Origin of the sequence: Curtobacterium sp. P97, assembly GCF_023712445.1 — a bacterium.
Taxonomy (GTDB): domain Bacteria; phylum Actinomycetota; class Actinomycetes; order Actinomycetales; family Microbacteriaceae; genus Curtobacterium.
In genome coordinates this window covers 12,770-28,269 of the sequence record NZ_JAMAYF010000007.1, presented here as the reverse complement: position 1 = coordinate 28,269, position 15,500 = coordinate 12,770, and the positions used below count along the sequence as shown (strand labels likewise).

The window sequence follows — 15,500 nt, the reverse complement described above, 5'->3', positions numbered from 1 at the left end:
GGTAGATGCCATCGGTTGAGGTCTTGCATCGATCACATGGCTCGTTCATGAATTGCCCTCCCCTCGTTCCTTCCGGTAGTGCTCGATCCACTGCTGCACTTCCGCTTCGTGTGCGTCGCGGTCGAACTCGTAATGTTCCGGTTTCGTGTGCGGTGCCGGCCACACGTCCCAGTCGTTTTGGTCAGTCACAACACCTCCGGGAACTTGCGGTGGATGGCGTCCAGGTGCTCCCAGGCACGCTCCCAGCGGCGGTACTTGGCAATCAGCTTTCGGCCCCGATACAGGTGCCAGGCCTTGTGCTGAACGCGTCGCCGCAGATCGCGGTCGTAGATGTTTTCCTTGGTGATGCGCCAACGTTCGCGGTCGTCAGTCACGGGGCATGTCCTTTCCGGGCCGTCCAAGTTCACCGAGGCTGCGCGGGTTCTCGATGACGCGAGACTCGATCGCGGCCGCCTGTCTCGCGAACGTCTGGCGGGCTTCTGCGAGCCGAGCGGCAACTGCTGCAGGCAACGGCTCACGTGCAGGCCATGAGGCGTCCAGGAGTCCGCGTGCCTTCGCTGAGCGCACGTCCTCCTCGATCGCCGTCGTCGTCTGCCGTGTGAGCACCCGGATCTCGTCCATGAGCACGTCCAACGACAGGTATGGTCGTGGCGTCGGTTTCCGGAAGTGCCGGCGTACGGCTTCCTTGGCGACGTCGAAGCTGACGTCGGGTAGTTCCTCGGACCACACTTCGGCGGTCGCGTCGGACAGGGCACGGTTGTCGAATCCGGCCGAGATGTAGCCGAGAAGTCGACGCACTTCGGGGCGGTTCATTTGGGCTCCGCGATCGTCGTCGACTGGCAGACGGGTTCGTTATCGCCTGAGCCATGACTCCACGGAGCAGTGGTCCAATGCGTCAAGTGGATTGGCTTACCGCAGTGCTTGCAAATTGCTTGAGTCATGCTTCGATCTCCCACTGCTGTTGGTCGTTGTTGTCGTCGCGGGTCATGAACGCGAGCAGTTCGTCGTCACGGCGAGTGCCACGTGAGGGCTGCTGCTGCGGTCTCCTTTGGGGCAGTCGCTGATAGTCGTTGCGCAGCCAGTTGTTCCACGTCGCACGCCAATCGAGCTTCGTTGCGTCCCTGCCGGTTTTTGCCCGCCAGTGATCAACGAACTTCGCCGTTGTGAAGTTCACGTCGACGCCCGGCGTGTGCTCGGCCGCCCACTCCCTCATGGCGCGATCGACGATGAACGGTTCAGGGATGCGTGTACCGCGCTTGCGCGGCTTCTCACCTACTTCGTTAGAAGTAGGTGTCTCTGTCTCTGTCTCTGTCTCTGTAATAGCTAGGGGTGGACTAGAGGTGGTGCTAGCGTTCTGCTGTAGCACATCCGTAGCAGGTGCTAGCGGTTTGCTACCCGTCCTGGCAGCTTTCGCTAGCCCGCCCTTGCGTCCAGCCGCACGCTTCGCCTCGATGTCGGCGTTGGTGGTCTGGTGTTCCGCGAAGTCGTGGATCATGTACCCGTCCACGCCGTCCTTCTCGTACGGCTGCCACGACGGGCGCTCCGGATCATTGCCAGTGAGCTCGGTGATGACGTCGCGGCCCCACTTGCGTTCAGCGATACGGGCGGCGAGGAAGCCGTCCGTGAGCTGCCGTCTTGAGTACAACGTCGCCTCGATGAGTGCACGGAAACCGGCGTCGGATAGCAGCATGATCTTCGGGTGCTCGTCCATCGCGATGTCAAAGCGGGCGTAGAGCCTGTCGTCCTTCGCCATCGTTCCTCCTTCCTGTTGTCATGCGTCGTCCTCGAGGTGTGTCCACGTGTTGAGCAGGTACCGCTTCGAGCAGGTGCGTTCCTGTTTGCCGACGCGGACCTTTACCTGCTCCTCGCCGCTCTCCGTCCACACGGCGAGCACTTCGAGGAAGGCGGCCGGGTTGCCCTTGGACTGGAACCAGTCGCCGGGCTCGACGGAACTCATCGGTCGTTGCCGATCGGTCCGCCGAGGAGCTTCACGAGCCCGTCGACGGTGAGGGTGACGTACTGATCACCGGGCTGTCCCTTGCCGCGGCGCTTGTGGACGACGACGCCGACGAGAGCATCCGCGTTGCCGCGTTCCGTCTCGGCTTCGTCGACCCAGACGGCGAGTTCCTGCCGGTTGTGGTTCTTGAGCTCGAGGACGATCCGGCCAAATGGTGAGACGACGCCGGAGATGTCGCCCTTGTCCTTCGCGCCGACGAGGGGGGCCCGGTCGATGCGGTCGTCGTGCATCTGCTGGGCGAGGTAGTCGGCGATGGCCCGCTCGAAGGCGGTGCCCTTCTGCTTGCTCCGGCTCATTCGGTGCCGCCCTTCTGCGCTTGGTCGACGGCTGCTCGGATGGCGGCGATGACGGACTGGTCGGCTTTCGCGCGGAGGGCAGCGTTGCCGAGAGCTCGGAGCGCTTCGATGTCGGTGCCGGCGAGCTGCAGTTCGGACTGCCAGTCGCGGCCGGGTGCAGCATCCGCGAGCGGCTGGACGGTGAACGCTTTCCGCTTGCCGCGCTTCTCGAGGACGGACACTTCGACGGGGCGGTCGATGCCGCTCATCGCTGAGATCTCGATGCCGCCGACGACTTGCCCACCGAACCGGATGTCGGGGTTGCGGTACAGGGTGAGGCGTCTGCCGATCCACACGTTGGTCTCGTCGCCCCAGACCGCTCCGAGCACCTTCCGCATGGTGAGCGACGGCCGGTACGTCTTCCCCTGTACTTCGGCGACGGAGACGAGTACCGGCTGCTCTGCGGTGCCCTCTACCGCTCCGGTGACGGTGACGGTGACGGGCGAACTCAAGAGGTCATCGGCGTTGATCTGCTGGCTGTTGGATTGCCGCAGCTTGGAGATGTTCATAGGTGCCTCACGGTGGTGGTTTCGACGGGCCCGTACTCGTCCTCGTGCTGGTAGACGAGCCAGTTGGGCGGGCTGATGAGTTGCGGCTCGGTTGGGTAGCCGGGCCAGATGCCGGATGCGGTGCACTCGGCGTAGAGCTCGAGCGCACGCTGCACTCGCGCTTCCCCCATGCGGACCCATTCGATGTCGAGGTGGTGGACGCCGACGAGGTGTGGTGCTTCGGCTTCGACGACGACGAAGTAGAACGGGATGGACCGGTTGCGGAGGGTGCGGAGGTAGTGGGCCTGCTGGACGTCGTAGCCGTAGTCGGCGACGGTGCGGGTAAAGCCGTCGACGGATGCGGACTTCGCGGTGGTCTTGAGGTCCACGGCGACGGGACGACCGGTGAGCGACAGGTAGTCGAACCGGGCACGCATGTCGACGCCGGTGTCCTCGTCGGTGGTGAACACGGACGTCTCGGGGTGCCCGCCGCGCTCGAACAGCGGACGGGCGACTGGGTGCTTGAGCACCGCTTCTGCCATCCCGCCGATCCGCGCCGCCTGCGCCGGTGCTACCGGGGTCAGGCCGATCGCACGCTGCTCCTCCGCCCACGCAACCGTCGCAGCCTTTGTGCTGACGGCTCCGGATGCGGTGACGTGTTCGTCCGGGTACGGGATCGTCCCCGCGCCGATCCCGAGGACTCGCGTGTGCACCGCGGTGCCGACGTCGAACGACTGCTTCCCGGGCTGCGGGTGCTTCTGCCAGTAGTCGAACCGGGCAGGTGAGTCGAGGAGGCGGCGTGCGCCGGTCGAGGACAGGGCCGGGTGGGCGTGGTACTCCGCCTCAGGGAGCGCGAGGTCGATTCGGCCGGTCATACCTCCACCCACTCGTCCTGCGGTGCCCGCTGGATCCGGATGGCTCCGGGGGCGCTGAGTCGGGCGATCTCCCGGTCGAGGTACCAGCGGGCCTTCTGCAGGTCCTCGACCTCTTTCGCGGGGTCCTTGAGGCCGGCGCGTGCGATGTACTTCACGGCGTTGCCCCGGTTGAAGTTCATCTGCTCCGTCAGGTCGATCACCTCGATGCCCTGGTAAGCGGTGTAGTGCGACGGATGGTTCACGACGTCCTCAGTGCCGCTCATCGCTGCACCGCCTCCATCCGGGTGAAGGGTGCGTGCTGCGCGGCGTGCTGGTCGGTGAACCAGCGGTCGTCGCAGTGCCCGTGGGTGATGCTCATCCACGGTGCGTCGGATTCGACGGCGGTCCTCCACCAGGGGAGGCCGTGCCGGTCCTGGTAGATGCCCGGCTCGGTGGGGAGGGTGGGCGGCTGCACGTTCCAGAGGCTCGCGTTGATGCGTGCGCCGGCGTCGTTGAGGCTGAAGAGGTCTGGCTTGACGTTGAGCGTGAACTCCGCCGGCTTGTTCATCGCGCTGAGCAGGTGCATGATCGCGACGACCGCGTGCGTCTGCGCGAGAGCATGGTTGCCGGCTCTCATGTTCTGCACGGCCGCGTCGGACGACTCAGCCGCGTCCTTCCAACTGTTGCTCATGTCTGCCTCCTGGGCATGGTTGATGGCGCGCTCTCCGGGTGGGGCGCGCGGGATTGTGGCGACGGTCAGTCGCAGGTTGAGACGAGGTCGCTCTCGGCAGATCTCGCGATCTCCTTGCCATCGAGCTCGGTTTGCATTTCGTAGTCGGCGCGTGCTGCCGTCGGTTGGTAGTCGTCGTGTGAGAACAGCGCGGCTCTCAACGCGGTTGCAGCATCGTCAGCAGACGCAAGGTCCGAGAACGTGCCGCCGTAGTAAGCGCGTCGGTTGTGCGTCACGCGCACTTGCCACTTGCCGGTCCGCTTCTGCCAGACCACGCCGCGAATGCCGCTGCGGTTGCTGGGGCGCGATCCCCGAAGGTGCTCGGCATTCTGCTTGGTCGTCACAGCTCGCAGGTGACGCGGGTTCACGCATGAACGGTTGAAGCATGTGTGGTCGAGTACCCGTGCTCTGGTCAGGTCGCCACCGAACAGCGCGTAGGACACCCGGTGCGCAAGGGCTGTCTTGCCGTTCACCTTGATCGACCCATACCCCTGGTCGGTGCAAGCGGCTTTCCACAACCAGCACGCGTGCTCGCCTCGAGAGCGGTCAACCTTGGGCCAGAACCGCTGCTCAATTGACTTGTTGCAGCTCACCGGTCCTCCTCCTCACCGTTGACGACGGCGTGGACTCGGAGGAGCGACCCGACCGCGGACACGAACACCAGCCACGCGAGGAACGTCCACGTCAGCGAGTACCGGTCAGCGGCGGACGCGAACAGGCCAGCGAGGACACCGAGTGCGATGAGTGCGAGTGCGGTCTTCATGCGGTCACCCCCAGCAGCATCGGCAGCAGCTCGGTTGAGTTGTGTCGTGCAGCGAGCCGTTCGATTGCGGCGGTCTGCTCTGCGGTCGGTTCGAACTCGATCGCGTACGGTTCCCCAGGCCACGCGCGGCCGAACATGTCGCCGGTCATCTCGGCCATCAGGCGACCGTCCACATCTGCGCCAGCCGTCCCCGCTCCGTGTGACCGTGAACGACGTTGCCGTCCTCATCGACGTACGGCCTGATCTCACCGCGGTCCTCGAGCTCCTTACGGCGGGTGCGGATCGACGACGGCGACGGCATCGTCCACGCGTTCACCCGCGCCTGACGGGAGTACGTCGCGATGATTCCCTCATCCGTGATGCCGCCGCCGAACAGGCTGGCGTCGCGGATGATGTCGAAGATGCGGGACTGGACGACGGTGACGTTCGCCACGGATCTCGCTGCAGCGTGCGACGTGGCCGGGTCGGTGGTGCGAGCTGCGGGGCTCATGCGGTGTACCCGTCCTTCTGCCATGCGCCGGCGACGACGCCTTCGGAGTCGGTGACGCGGAGGGACGGCTTGGGGTGAACGCCGTCGAGCAGGCTGCTGCCCCACCGCAGGAGACGGTCGAGGTCGCTGTCTCCGTAGATGCGGACCCAGCCGATGAGTCGACTGTTCTCCGCGGTCTGGATCTCGATGTAGTGCACGTTGGGCTCCTTCGATAGATGAGGGAGCGCGCCCGGTTAGGGGTCCGGGCGCGCTGGTGCCCCCGCCGCGACTCGAACGCGGACAATCCCGACTACGACTCGGGGGCTGATGGTCAAGCGGGCATCCGCTGACGTGCCGCACGTCTCCTGGCCTGGTCTCGCCGGCAGGCAAGGCAGACCCGGTACGGCTCACGTCCGCGGATGTTGCTCCAGCGGAAGTTGCCCTCCGTCAGCGGGTGCCCCCACTTGCAATGGGTCTGCAGGTGATGCCAGCCCGTCTTCCGGCCATGCCGCTTCCGGTCGTCCGTGTTGTCCTGTGCCGTGCCCCACGCAAGGTTCGCCGCGCTGTTGTTCGTCTGGTCGCCGTCGAGATGACGAACAAGATCGCCGAAGTAGGGCGCGACGAACGCTTGCGCCACGAGCCGGTGCGCTCTCTCACGCTTCCCGCCGGGCATCATGAACATGCGGTAGCCCTTGTGGTCGACTCGGCCCAGCAGGACTCGGCCCGGGTGCGTGTTCTTGCCCGGAGTAGCGCGGCGGAGCCGGCCACGATCCGAGACCTCGTAGTCAGTCCAGTTCGGCACTGGTAGCCATCTCTCCTGTTCCATGTCCCCGGCAGCGGAGTCGAACACGCTGCTACGACCATCCGGGGCCGCATGACTTGTCTGCGTTCATCACCGACCAGCCCCACGCATGTGGCTGGGCCGCGGATTACGGTGATCCGTCCGCAGATTCGGCAGGAATGCCGGCCACGCCCACAACGACGCCCGTGCTGCTCACTGCCGCGCCCCCGTCATGCCAGGGGCGGAAAGACTCTGTGTAGTTCTCCCGCTGCTGTCGCCGCCGCAGTCGGCTGACTGCTGTCCAGGGGCCTGATACCCGTGCTGCACCTCTCCGAAGAGACGTCCAGTGCTAGGGGCAAGCGACGCGGGTGGTGCTGATGCGCCCGTTTCCGTGCGCGCCGAACAGCGCCCTCCGTGAGGCGCGCAGTTCGGAAGAGGTGGGGCCGGAAGCTAGGAGGCTTCGGGCCTTTCAGTGGGAAGCGAGTGCAGCCAGCGCTCGGCCTCCGACTTGGGGATCAGGGCCTTCTTCTTGCCCGGGTAGACCGGGATGAGGTCCCCTGAGTTGATCGCCTGCCGGATGGTCCAGTCGGACACGTCCACTGCGCGGGCGAGGTTGTCGATCGTGTAGGCGAGCTTGTCGCCGGGGGTCTTGTCGTTCACGCGGATCCTCCTGGGAGAAGCGCGGAGGTGCTGAGACGCAGAAAGCCGCCGACACGGGCGAGCTCCCGGACTGTGAACTCGCGGTCGCCGTTGAGGCGTGCGAGTAGTCCGGACTTGTCCATGTCGGCGGCTGCTGCGACGGTTGCCACGTTGGCACCGCCAGCGACGATCAGCGCACTCACGTGCTGGCCGATCGTCTGGGGGTTCGTCCTCCTGCTCATGCCTGCAACGCTACTCGTCAAATCTGACGAGCACAAGCGAGGACGCGGGATTTATCCGCAAAAGTGAGGATCGACTCCGGTACTGTGACGAGGTGACCGATCCGAATGAGTTCATCAACCGCGCCACCGCTGACGTGATCAAGGGGTTCATCTCCCGAGAAGACACGACCAAGGCGGCCGTTGCGAAGGGTGCGGGGTTCTCGGTCGCGACGATGACTCGGCTGGTGTCCGGCAACGCCGAGATTCCGATCAGCCGGCTCTACGACATCGCCCGCGCGCTCGGCATCTCGGCACAGGAGATCCTCGACGCAGCGGACAAGCGGGCGGCGAAACTGTCGGAGGTCGCTGGTCAGAATGTGACCACCCTTCACCCGAAGCGGGTTGAGGACATGACCGTCGACGAGATCGAGAAGCTGCCCCACGCAGCGACCACCGACCCTGAGATGGACACGGACGAACAGTTCGACTGACCACCGATCTGGGGGAGCATGTACGACCCGTACCAACACGCAGCGGAGCTTGGGATTACTGTCCTGCACCGTCCGCTCCGGACGACTCACGAGATGTGGCTGCCGGAGCACAACATCATCGTGATCCGCGACCGGCTGCGGCGTGTGCACGACCGAACGGCTCTCGCTCACGGGATTGCCCACGCGGCGCTCGGTCACCCGGACGACCGTCCGAAGCACGAGGTGCAGGCCGACCGGTACGCAGCAAACCGCCTCATCAGCGAGGATGAGGCGGTTGCGTTGATGCGGTGGAGTGACGACTCAGCTCGGATCGCTGCCGAGCTCGGAGTCACCGGGCGAATCTGGCGGGTCTGGTGCAACTCCTGGCGTCAGCAGGGCGGACATCTTGGTCAGGGCGTCGCGTAGCGCACGCTGGTTGCCGCGGGACCGGTAACGCCGCGACATCCCGATCGTGGAGTGTCCAACGATCTCCGTGATGACCGGTTCGGGCACTTCGGCTTCGTAGAGCAGGTCCACAGTGGTGTGCCGCGCGTCGTGCAGTCGGGCATCGATGACGCCGGCTCGCTCGAGGAGCTGGTGCCATGCGCGGTTGTCGTAGCCCGGGTCGATGGGGGAGCCGTCGAGTTCGAGCAGCACTCCCTGAGGGGTGCGCTTGCGGTCTGCGGTCCAGACCAGGCCGTGCGGGTTCGGCTCGGTCGACGCAATGTGCACGCGCCGTTCAATGATCTCCCGTAGTGGGTCGACGAGTGGGATCACCCGCCAGCCGGCGGCCGACTTGGGGCGGGACAGCCAGAGCCCGCCGGTCAGGTGTCGGTGCTCCCAGTCCGGTGGCGCGTTGAGTTGCCGCTGCGGGCAGTCGGTGCCGCGCTTCCATGAGCACTTCGGCTTGCGTGGCTCGGTTGGGTTACAGCCGTGCGACCAGGTGAGGCGCTGCAGCTGCCAGGACAGGTCGAGGTGCTCTCCAACACGGTCGACCTCAAGACCAATGACCTCCCCTTGCCGCGCTCCGGTGAGAAGCGCGGTGGCCCAGCGCGATCCCATGCGGTCGCCTGGTCGTGCTGACTCCTGCAGGATGCGGATGCCGGCGTCGAGATCGAGGACGGCAAGGTTGGTCTTCGCACGACGTGGAGCATCGACAAGCTGGGTGACGTTGCGGGTGACTCGTCCTTCGCGTTCGGCGTCACGCATCGCCGTACCGAGCACGCGGTGCGCTTGGAGGGCGGTGGTCGACGAGTAGAACTGGCCGGCGGTCTTGCCCTTCAGTGCCCGCTTGCTGAGGATGTCGTTGTGTAGCCGTTGCACGTGCGACGGCTCGAGCTTGTCGAGTCGGACGTTCCCGATCGACGGGATGATGTGGTTCTCGATCAGGCCACGCTGCGTTGGCGCGGTCTTCGGTGCAATGCGCTTCACGTGCACGTTGTCGAACCAGTGCCGCAGCCACGACTCGAGTGTCTGCGACGCGGTGGGAAGGTCTCCGACCTTCGCGAGATCCTTCTGCAGGACTCGCAGCTTCGTGAGCGCGACGCGCTTATCCTTCGAGCGAACGAACTTGCGTCGTCGTTCCCCGTTGCGGGGAGGGAGCTCTACTACGGCCTGCCAGAACTTCAGCGGCTTGCTGGTGTCGGCCGGGACGCGGAACAGAGCTCCCTCGCCCTTACCTCGGGTGATGCGTGCCATCACGCCTCCTTCTCCTGTCGTGCGCGGTCCATTGACCGCCGAGCACTCCGATGTGGGTGAAGGCTGCGGGCCTCCTACGTCGGTGGTTGCGTGTAGCGTCCACGACTGTTCCTCCTGTACTGACTTACGGGTGGGGTGTGAGGGCTGGTCCGTTGCTGCGGGCCGGCCCTCCTTGTTGCTGGTTCCGTGGCGGGCTTAGCCCTGCCTCCTTCTGCGGTGCATCCGTGCATCCAATCGGTGTATCCATAGCTGCTCACCTGTCCTCAGGTGTGCTCGCATGTTTGAGACTCTACACCGCAAATCTGACGAGTTGCAAAACAGAAACGCGGAAAACTTCTGACTACGGATCAGAAGGTTGGGGGTTCGAGTCCCTTCGAGCGCACATCTGAGAAGGCCCCGTCGCACTGCGACGGGGCCTTCGTCGTTCCCGGGCCCATGTCGTTCCCGGGCCTCCGTCGTGTTCGGGGTTCGGCGCCGGACAGCGCCACCCGACGCTCCCAGGGACGACGCTGTGCAGAGTGCACCGGTTCACCTGTCGGTAACGACATCGTGCACGTGTACCCGCTTCCGTCACGTCACTACGGTTGCCGCAACCCGGTCGCCCCGACCGGCTCCCCTTCCCCCAGGAGCACCCGATGGCCAGTGCAGCGTCAGCACCACCAGCCCCGTCCGTCGTCGTCGACGACCACTCCCTGTCCCGCGTCCCCGCCTCCGCCCGCTACGGCTGGTTCCAGGTCGCGGTGCAGCGGTTCGGGCAGATCTCCGCCCTGTCCCAGTTCCTGCTCGGTGCCACGCTCGGCTTCGGCATGGGCTTCTGGGAGGCGTTCTGGGCGATCACCCTCGGTGCCGTGATCCTGGAGATCGTGTCGGTCTTCGTCGGCATCATCGGCATGCGCGAGGGCCTCAACACCTCCGTGATCGCGCGGTGGACCGGGTTCGGCAAGGCCGGCTCCGCACTGGTGGGCCTGGCGATCGGCCTGAGCCTGATCGGGTGGTTCGGCATCCAGTCCGGCGTCTCCGCCGCCGGGCTCGTCGCGATCCTGCCGGTCCTGCCGGCGTGGGCGTGGTCGCTCGTGTTCGGCCTGCTCGTCACCGCGATCGTGCTCCGCGGCTTCCACTCCATGCAGTGGCTCGCCAACATCACGGTGCCGCTGTTCCTGATCCTGGTGGGCTGGGCGGTCGTCGTCGAGCTGAGCCAGCACTCGATCGCCGAGCTCGCCGCGAAGGCCCCGGCCGGCCCGGAGCTGAGCTTCGTCGCGGGCACGACCCTCGTCGCCGGGGGCTTCATCGTCGGCGCGGTCATCACGCCGGACATGACGCGCTTCAACCGCTCGGTCGGCGACGTCGTCAAGCAGACCGCGCTCGGCGTCACGCTGGGGGAGTACGTCATCGGGCTCGCGGGCGTCCTGCTCGCCCACGCCGTCGGGTCGTCCGACATCACCCGCGTCATCACGTCGAGCGTCGGCTGGGTCGGCATCCTCGTGATCCTGCTCGGCACGTTCAAGATCAACGACTGGAACATCTACAGCTCGAGCCTCGGCGTCACGAACTTCATCGACGTGGTGTTCGGCAGGAAGGTGAACCGTGGCGTCGTCACCCTCGTGCTCGGCATCGTCGGGTCGGTGCTGGCCGCCGTCGGGTTCCTCGACGCCTTCACCCCCTTCCTCATCGTGCTCGGTGTCGTGTTCCCGCCGATCGCGGGGATCATGATCGCCGAGTACTTCGTCGTGCAGCGCTGACGCCGTGAACTCAGCGAGAGCGAGGGCCTGCCGGCTACGAGCCCGACGTGGGTCCCCGCGACACTCGTCATCTGGGCGGTCGCGGCACTGGTCGGCTACTTCGTCGCGATCGGCATCCCGTCGATCAACTCCGTCGTCATCGCCTTCGTGCTCTACGTGATCGCCGGCAAGGCCGGATGGGTCCGCGGGGTCGGCGTGAGCCGCACCGAGGACGCGCCGGCAGCGGTCGGCGACGGCACGACGAGCGACGCCGCGACGGCGGCACCCGCGCCGGCACCGGCGCCCTGAAGCCGGCGGTCGGCCCCCCCCCCCCCCTGCCGACCGCCACCTCGTCGCCGGCCGTGCCGTGGCCCACGCCCGGCCCGGCCCGACACTCCGTCAGCACCACCACCGGCACCACGACAGCACCACCACCGGCACTCCGTCAGCACCACGACAGCACCACCCCGAAGGGAACCCCATGCGCATCGGCATCGACGTCGGCGGCACGAACACGGACGCCGTCCTGATGGACGGCAGCACGGTCGCCGCGGCCGTGAAGCGGTCGACGACCCAGGACGTCACGTCCGGTATCGTCGCCGCCCTGGCCGGCCTGCGCGAGCAGCGCGACTTCACCTCGGCGGACATCGACGGCGTGATGATCGGTACGACGCACTTCATCAACGCGCTCGTCGAGGCCCGGGGGCTCGCCCCGACCGCGGCCGTCCGTCTCGGCCTGCCGGCGACCGCGTCCCTGCCGCCCTTCACCGACTGGCCCGAGCACCTGGTGGGCGCCGTGCAGGGACGGGCGTTCCTGGCGCACGGCGGCCACGAGTTCGACGGCCGGGTCATCTCCGAGCTGGACCCGGACGAGCTGAAGCGGCACGCCGAGGCCATCGGTGCCGCCGGGATCCGCTCGATCGCGATCTCGTCGGTGTTCTCCCCGATCAACGACGAGTTCGAGCAGCGGGCGCAGGCGATCATGGCCGCCGAGCTCGGACCGGACGTCGCGCTCTCGCTGTCGAGCGAGATCGGACGCATCGGGCTGCTCGAGCGCGAGAACGCCACCATCATCAACGCGGCGCTCCGCGAGCTCGCCGACCGCATCGTCGACGGTCTGTCCGGCTCCGTCGCCGGCAGCGGGATCGACGCGCCCCTGTTCCTCAGCCAGAACGACGGCACGCTCATGGACGTCGAGTACGCCCGGCGCTACCCGGTCGCGACGTTCGCCTCGGGCCCGACGAACTCGATGCGCGGCGCCGCGGTGCTCTCCGGCTTCGACACCTGCGCGGTCGTCGACGTCGGCGGCACCACGAGCGACGTCGGCGTGCTGACCGGTGGCTTCCCGCGCGAGGCCACCGGTGAGGTCGCGGTCGCGGGCATCCGCACGAACTTCCGGATGCCCGACGTGCTGTCGATCGGCATCGGGGGCGGCTCCCGCATCCGCGAGGACGGCGCCCTGGTCGGCCCGGACTCGGTCGGCTACCGGCTCACCCAGGAGAGCCTGGTCTTCGGCGGCGACACCCTCACCGCGACCGATGTGGCCGTCCGCGGTGGCCGTGGCGCCATCGGGGACGTCTCCCGTGTCGCCGGGGTGCCGGCCGAGGTCGCCGAACGGGCCCTCGCGGTGATCGCCGAGCGCGTCGCCGACGTCGTGGAGCGCATGCGCACCTCGTCGGACCCGCTGCCCGTGGTCGCCGTCGGTGGCGGGTCCGTCCTGCTGCCCGACACCCTGCCCGGGCTCGGCACGGTGCACCGGCCGGAGCACCACTCGGTCGCCAACGCGATCGGCGCCGCCATCGCGCAGGTGTCCGGCGAGGTCGACAAGGTCTACGCGATCAGCGAGGGCAGGCGTTCCGCCGTGGTCGACGAGGCCCGCCAGGAGGCCGTCGACCGCGCCGTCGCCGCCGGAGCCGATCCGTCCAGTGTCGCGATCGTCGACTTCGACGAGGTCCCGATCCCGTACCTGCCCGGCAACGCCACGCGCATCCGCGCCAAGGCGGTCGGCGACCTCGCACTCGGGGCGCTGGTCCGATGACGACGACGGCGACGGTACCCGGCGCGGACACGCGTCCGTCGGCGACCACCGTCCGTCCCCTCACCGAGATCGGCGAGGACTGCTCCGCGCTCGCCCGCGGCGCCGCCGTCCTCGGTACCGGCGGAGGTGGCGACCCCTACATCGGCCGACTGCTGGCCGAGGCCGCGGTCCGCGAGCACGGCCCCGTGCCGGTCGTGCAGGTCGAGGACCTGCCCGACGACGCCGTCGTGCTCAACGTCGCGATGATCGGCGCACCGACCGTCATGGTCGAGAAGCTGCCGTCCGGCGCGCAGTTCGCCGAGGCGATCCGCAGCCTGGCCACCCACCTCGGCGTCACCCCGACGCACGTCGCGTGCATCGAGGTCGGCGGCGTCAACTCGACCAGCCCGATCGTCGCCGCGGCCGAGCTCGGCCTGCCGCTCGTCGACGGCGACGGCATGGGCCGCGCCTTCCCCGAGGTGCAGATGGTCCTGCCGACCCTGTCGGGGATCAGCGCCACGCCGATGGCACTCGCCGACGAGAAGGGCAACACCGCCGTCTTCGACACCGTCGACAACCGCTGGGCGGAACGGCTCGCCCGCACCGCGACGGTCGAGATGGGGTGCTCCGCGATCACCGCGCAGTACGCGATGTCCGGCGCCGAGCTCAAGCAGTCGTACGTCCGCGGCAGCCTCTCGCTCAGCGTCGCGATCGGCGAGGCACTCGTCGCCGCCCGTACCGCGAACGAGGACCCCGTGGACGCCGTCACCGCGGTGCTCGGTGGGACCGTCGTGTTCGAGGGCAAGGTCGCCGACGTGGAGCGGAAGACCGTCACCGGCTTCGCCCGCGGGACCGCCCGCATCGCCGGCTCCGGCAGTGACACCGGCCTGGAGGCCGTGCTCCGGTTCCAGAACGAGCACCTGCTGGTCGAGGTGGCCGGGTCGGTCCGCACCACCACCCCCGACCTGATCGTCACCCTGGACGCCGAGACCGGTGAACCGATCACCACCGAGGGGCTGCGCTTCGGCGCTCGCGTCCGGATCGTCACCGCACCGGCCGATCCGCGCTGGCACACCCCGGAGGGCCTCGCGCTCGCCGGACCCCGGTACTTCGGCTACGACACCCCGGCGGTCCGCCACGACGGCACCGTCAGCGAGGGAGAACACGCATGAGCTGGACCATCGACGTCGACGACCTGCCCGACCTCGCGCGCGGCGCCGCACTGCTCGGCACCGGGGGCGGGGGCGACCCGCTCATCGGCATGCTGCTCGTCAAGGCGGCGATCGAGGAGCACGGACCGGTGACGGTCCTCGACCCGTCCGAGGTGCCGGACGACGCCCTCGTCATCCCCACCGCGCAGATGGGCGCCCCGACCGTGGTGCTCGAGCGGCTGCCCGCCGGCCCGGAGCCGCTCGGTGCCCTCCGCCGACTCGAGGCGCACCTCGGCCGGACCGCCACCGCCACGATGCCGATCGAGTGCGGCGGCATCAACTCGATGATCCCGCTGCTCGTCGGCGCGACCGGCGGCCTGCCCGTCGTCGACGCGGACGGCATGGGGCGCGCGTTCCCGGAGCTGCAGATGGAGACCTTCTCGGTGTACGGGGTGCCCGGGTCCCCGCTGGCGATCAGCGACGAGAACGGCCACGGCGTCGTCATCGACACCGGGCACGACAACCGGCAGATGGAGTGGCTCGCCCGCGGCGTCACGATCCGCCTCGGCGGGGTGGCGTACATCGCCGAGTACGCGATGAGCGGCCGCCAGGTCCGGGAGACCGCCGTCCCGCGGACACTCTCGCTCGCGCTGGCGGTCGGTCGGGCGATCCGACGGGCACGCGAAGAGCACCGCGACCCCGTCGAGGGGCTCGCCGAGGCGTTCGGGCAGACGATCTACACGCACCTGCGCGAGCTGTTCGACGGCAAGGTCGTCGACGTCGAGCGCCGGACGGTCGACGGGTTCGCGAAGGGCCGGGCCGTCGTCCAGGGCGCCGACGGGTCGGAGCTCGAGATCGCCTTCCAGAACGAGAACCTCGTCGCCCGACGGGACGGCCGCCTCGTCGCGGTGGTGCCGGACCTGATCTGCGTGCTCGACGCCGAGACGGCGGAACCGATCACCACGGAGCGCCTGCGCTACGGCCAGCGCGTCCGGGTGATCGGGGTGTCGACGCCCGACCTCATGCGCACACCGGAGGCCCTCGCGGTGTTCGGGCCGTCGTGCTTCGGCCTGGACGACGACTTCGTCCCGGTCGAGCAGCTGCACGATCGCGCGCCGGTGGGGGCGCGCTGAGCGGCGCCGATGCGCG

23 protein-coding genes and 2 pseudogenes are annotated in these 15,500 nt (G+C 67.8%); 6 read left to right on the top strand and 19 right to left on the bottom strand.

Annotation, left to right across the window (positions count from 1 at the left end; all coding sequences use genetic code 11):
- Window positions 1–185: 185 nt before the first annotated feature.
- From M3677_RS09010 to M3677_RS08930, 18 genes and pseudogenes are all read right to left on the bottom strand, one after another.
- Window positions 186–374, bottom strand: a complete 189-nt coding sequence (locus tag M3677_RS09010; protein WP_251160322.1) for a hypothetical protein — start codon at window positions 372–374, stop codon at window positions 186–188.
- Window positions 367–813, bottom strand: a complete 447-nt coding sequence (locus tag M3677_RS09005; RefSeq protein ID WP_251160321.1) for a hypothetical protein — start codon at window positions 811–813, stop codon at window positions 367–369. The genes M3677_RS09010 and M3677_RS09005 overlap by 8 nt, the downstream gene beginning before the upstream one ends.
- Before the next feature lie 124 nt (window positions 814–937).
- A complete protein-coding gene (locus tag M3677_RS09000) occupies window positions 938–1,753 on the bottom strand; it encodes a hypothetical protein (RefSeq protein WP_251160320.1) in 816 nt (271 codons plus the stop codon).
- Between the two features lie 18 nt (window positions 1,754–1,771).
- Window positions 1,772–1,957 (bottom strand): hypothetical protein, encoded by a 186-nt coding sequence (locus M3677_RS08995; protein ID WP_251160319.1) that lies wholly within the window; start codon window positions 1,955–1,957, stop codon window positions 1,772–1,774.
- On the bottom strand, window positions 1,954–2,313 hold the full coding sequence (locus tag M3677_RS08990) for a hypothetical protein (protein WP_251160318.1): 360 nt from the start codon (window positions 2,311–2,313) through the stop codon (window positions 1,954–1,956). Before M3677_RS08990 ends, M3677_RS08995 begins: the two co-directional genes overlap by 4 nt.
- Window positions 2,310–2,861: a hypothetical protein gene (locus tag M3677_RS08985; protein ID WP_251160317.1), complete on the bottom strand. Its 552-nt coding sequence runs from the start codon at window positions 2,859–2,861 to the stop codon at window positions 2,310–2,312. Before M3677_RS08985 ends, M3677_RS08990 begins: the two co-directional genes overlap by 4 nt.
- A complete protein-coding gene (locus M3677_RS08980) occupies window positions 2,858–3,715 on the bottom strand; it encodes a PD-(D/E)XK nuclease-like domain-containing protein (protein WP_251160316.1) in 858 nt (285 codons plus the stop codon). The genes M3677_RS08985 and M3677_RS08980 overlap by 4 nt, the downstream gene beginning before the upstream one ends.
- Window positions 3,712–3,978, bottom strand: coding sequence for a DUF3310 domain-containing protein (locus M3677_RS08975; protein WP_251160315.1), 267 nt, complete (start codon window positions 3,976–3,978; stop codon window positions 3,712–3,714). The genes M3677_RS08980 and M3677_RS08975 overlap by 4 nt, the downstream gene beginning before the upstream one ends.
- Complete coding sequence (locus tag M3677_RS08970) at window positions 3,975–4,385, bottom strand: hypothetical protein (protein WP_251160314.1); 411 nt, start codon at window positions 4,383–4,385, stop codon at window positions 3,975–3,977. Before M3677_RS08970 ends, M3677_RS08975 begins: the two co-directional genes overlap by 4 nt.
- A gap of 65 nt (window positions 4,386–4,450) precedes the next feature.
- Complete coding sequence (locus M3677_RS08965; protein WP_251160313.1) at window positions 4,451–5,017, bottom strand: HNH endonuclease; 567 nt, start codon at window positions 5,015–5,017, stop codon at window positions 4,451–4,453.
- Window positions 5,014–5,187 (bottom strand): hypothetical protein, encoded by a 174-nt coding sequence (locus M3677_RS08960; RefSeq protein ID WP_251160312.1) that lies wholly within the window; start codon window positions 5,185–5,187, stop codon window positions 5,014–5,016. The genes M3677_RS08965 and M3677_RS08960 overlap by 4 nt, the downstream gene beginning before the upstream one ends.
- Entirely contained in the window at window positions 5,184–5,345 is a 162-nt protein-coding gene (locus M3677_RS08955; RefSeq protein ID WP_251160311.1) for a hypothetical protein, read from the bottom strand. Before M3677_RS08955 ends, M3677_RS08960 begins: the two co-directional genes overlap by 4 nt.
- Window positions 5,345–5,620, bottom strand: a complete 276-nt coding sequence (locus M3677_RS08950) for a hypothetical protein (protein WP_251160310.1) — start codon at window positions 5,618–5,620, stop codon at window positions 5,345–5,347. Before M3677_RS08950 ends, M3677_RS08955 begins: the two co-directional genes overlap by 1 nt.
- A gap of 53 nt (window positions 5,621–5,673) precedes the next feature.
- A complete protein-coding gene (locus M3677_RS08945) occupies window positions 5,674–5,874 on the bottom strand; it encodes a hypothetical protein (RefSeq protein ID WP_251160309.1) in 201 nt (66 codons plus the stop codon).
- Between the two features lie 113 nt (window positions 5,875–5,987).
- The gene (locus M3677_RS08940; RefSeq protein WP_251160308.1) at window positions 5,988–6,338 is read right to left on the bottom strand and encodes an HNH endonuclease; all 351 of its coding nucleotides are present in this window, start codon (window positions 6,336–6,338) and stop codon (window positions 5,988–5,990) included.
- Between the two features lie 12 nt (window positions 6,339–6,350).
- Window positions 6,351–6,482, bottom strand: a pseudogene (locus M3677_RS18560) (NUMOD4 domain-containing protein); the annotation flags it as partial.
- A gap of 405 nt (window positions 6,483–6,887) precedes the next feature.
- Window positions 6,888–7,097 (bottom strand): helix-turn-helix domain-containing protein, encoded by a 210-nt coding sequence (locus M3677_RS08935; protein WP_251160307.1) that lies wholly within the window; start codon window positions 7,095–7,097, stop codon window positions 6,888–6,890.
- Entirely contained in the window at window positions 7,094–7,318 is a 225-nt protein-coding gene (locus M3677_RS08930) for a hypothetical protein (protein ID WP_251160306.1), read from the bottom strand. Before M3677_RS08930 ends, M3677_RS08935 begins: the two co-directional genes overlap by 4 nt.
- 92 nt (window positions 7,319–7,410) lie before the next feature.
- Here M3677_RS08930 and M3677_RS08925 point away from each other — a divergent pair, with 92 nt between their 5' ends.
- Together M3677_RS08925 and M3677_RS18545 are read left to right on the top strand one after the other, a co-directional pair.
- Complete coding sequence (locus M3677_RS08925; RefSeq protein ID WP_251160305.1) at window positions 7,411–7,788, top strand: helix-turn-helix transcriptional regulator; 378 nt, start codon at window positions 7,411–7,413, stop codon at window positions 7,786–7,788.
- Between the two features lie 18 nt (window positions 7,789–7,806).
- Window positions 7,807–8,193 carry an ImmA/IrrE family metallo-endopeptidase gene (locus M3677_RS18545; RefSeq protein ID WP_368859906.1) on the top strand — a complete coding sequence of 129 codons (387 nt, stop codon included), beginning with the start codon at window positions 7,807–7,809 and terminating at the stop codon, window positions 8,191–8,193.
- Here the strand turns inward: M3677_RS18545 and M3677_RS08920 are convergent.
- Window positions 8,089–9,465, bottom strand: coding sequence for a site-specific integrase (locus M3677_RS08920; protein ID WP_251160304.1), 1,377 nt, complete (start codon window positions 9,463–9,465; stop codon window positions 8,089–8,091). The genes M3677_RS18545 and M3677_RS08920 overlap by 105 nt on opposite strands.
- A 635-nt stretch (window positions 9,466–10,100) precedes the next feature.
- Between M3677_RS08920 and M3677_RS08915 the strand changes: the two are divergent.
- From M3677_RS08915 to M3677_RS08900, 4 genes and pseudogenes are all read left to right on the top strand, one after another.
- Window positions 10,101–11,492 (top strand): annotated as a pseudogene (locus tag M3677_RS08915) (cytosine permease).
- 172 nt (window positions 11,493–11,664) lie between these two features.
- Window positions 11,665–13,221 (top strand): hydantoinase/oxoprolinase family protein, encoded by a 1,557-nt coding sequence (locus tag M3677_RS08910; protein ID WP_251160303.1) that lies wholly within the window; start codon window positions 11,665–11,667, stop codon window positions 13,219–13,221.
- Window positions 13,218–14,372, top strand: a complete 1,155-nt coding sequence (locus M3677_RS08905) for a DUF917 domain-containing protein (RefSeq protein WP_251160302.1) — start codon at window positions 13,218–13,220, stop codon at window positions 14,370–14,372. The genes M3677_RS08910 and M3677_RS08905 overlap by 4 nt, the downstream gene beginning before the upstream one ends.
- Window positions 14,369–15,484 (top strand): DUF917 domain-containing protein, encoded by a 1,116-nt coding sequence (locus M3677_RS08900; protein WP_251160301.1) that lies wholly within the window; start codon window positions 14,369–14,371, stop codon window positions 15,482–15,484. Before M3677_RS08905 ends, M3677_RS08900 begins: the two co-directional genes overlap by 4 nt.
- Window positions 15,485–15,500 lie beyond the last annotated feature (16 nt).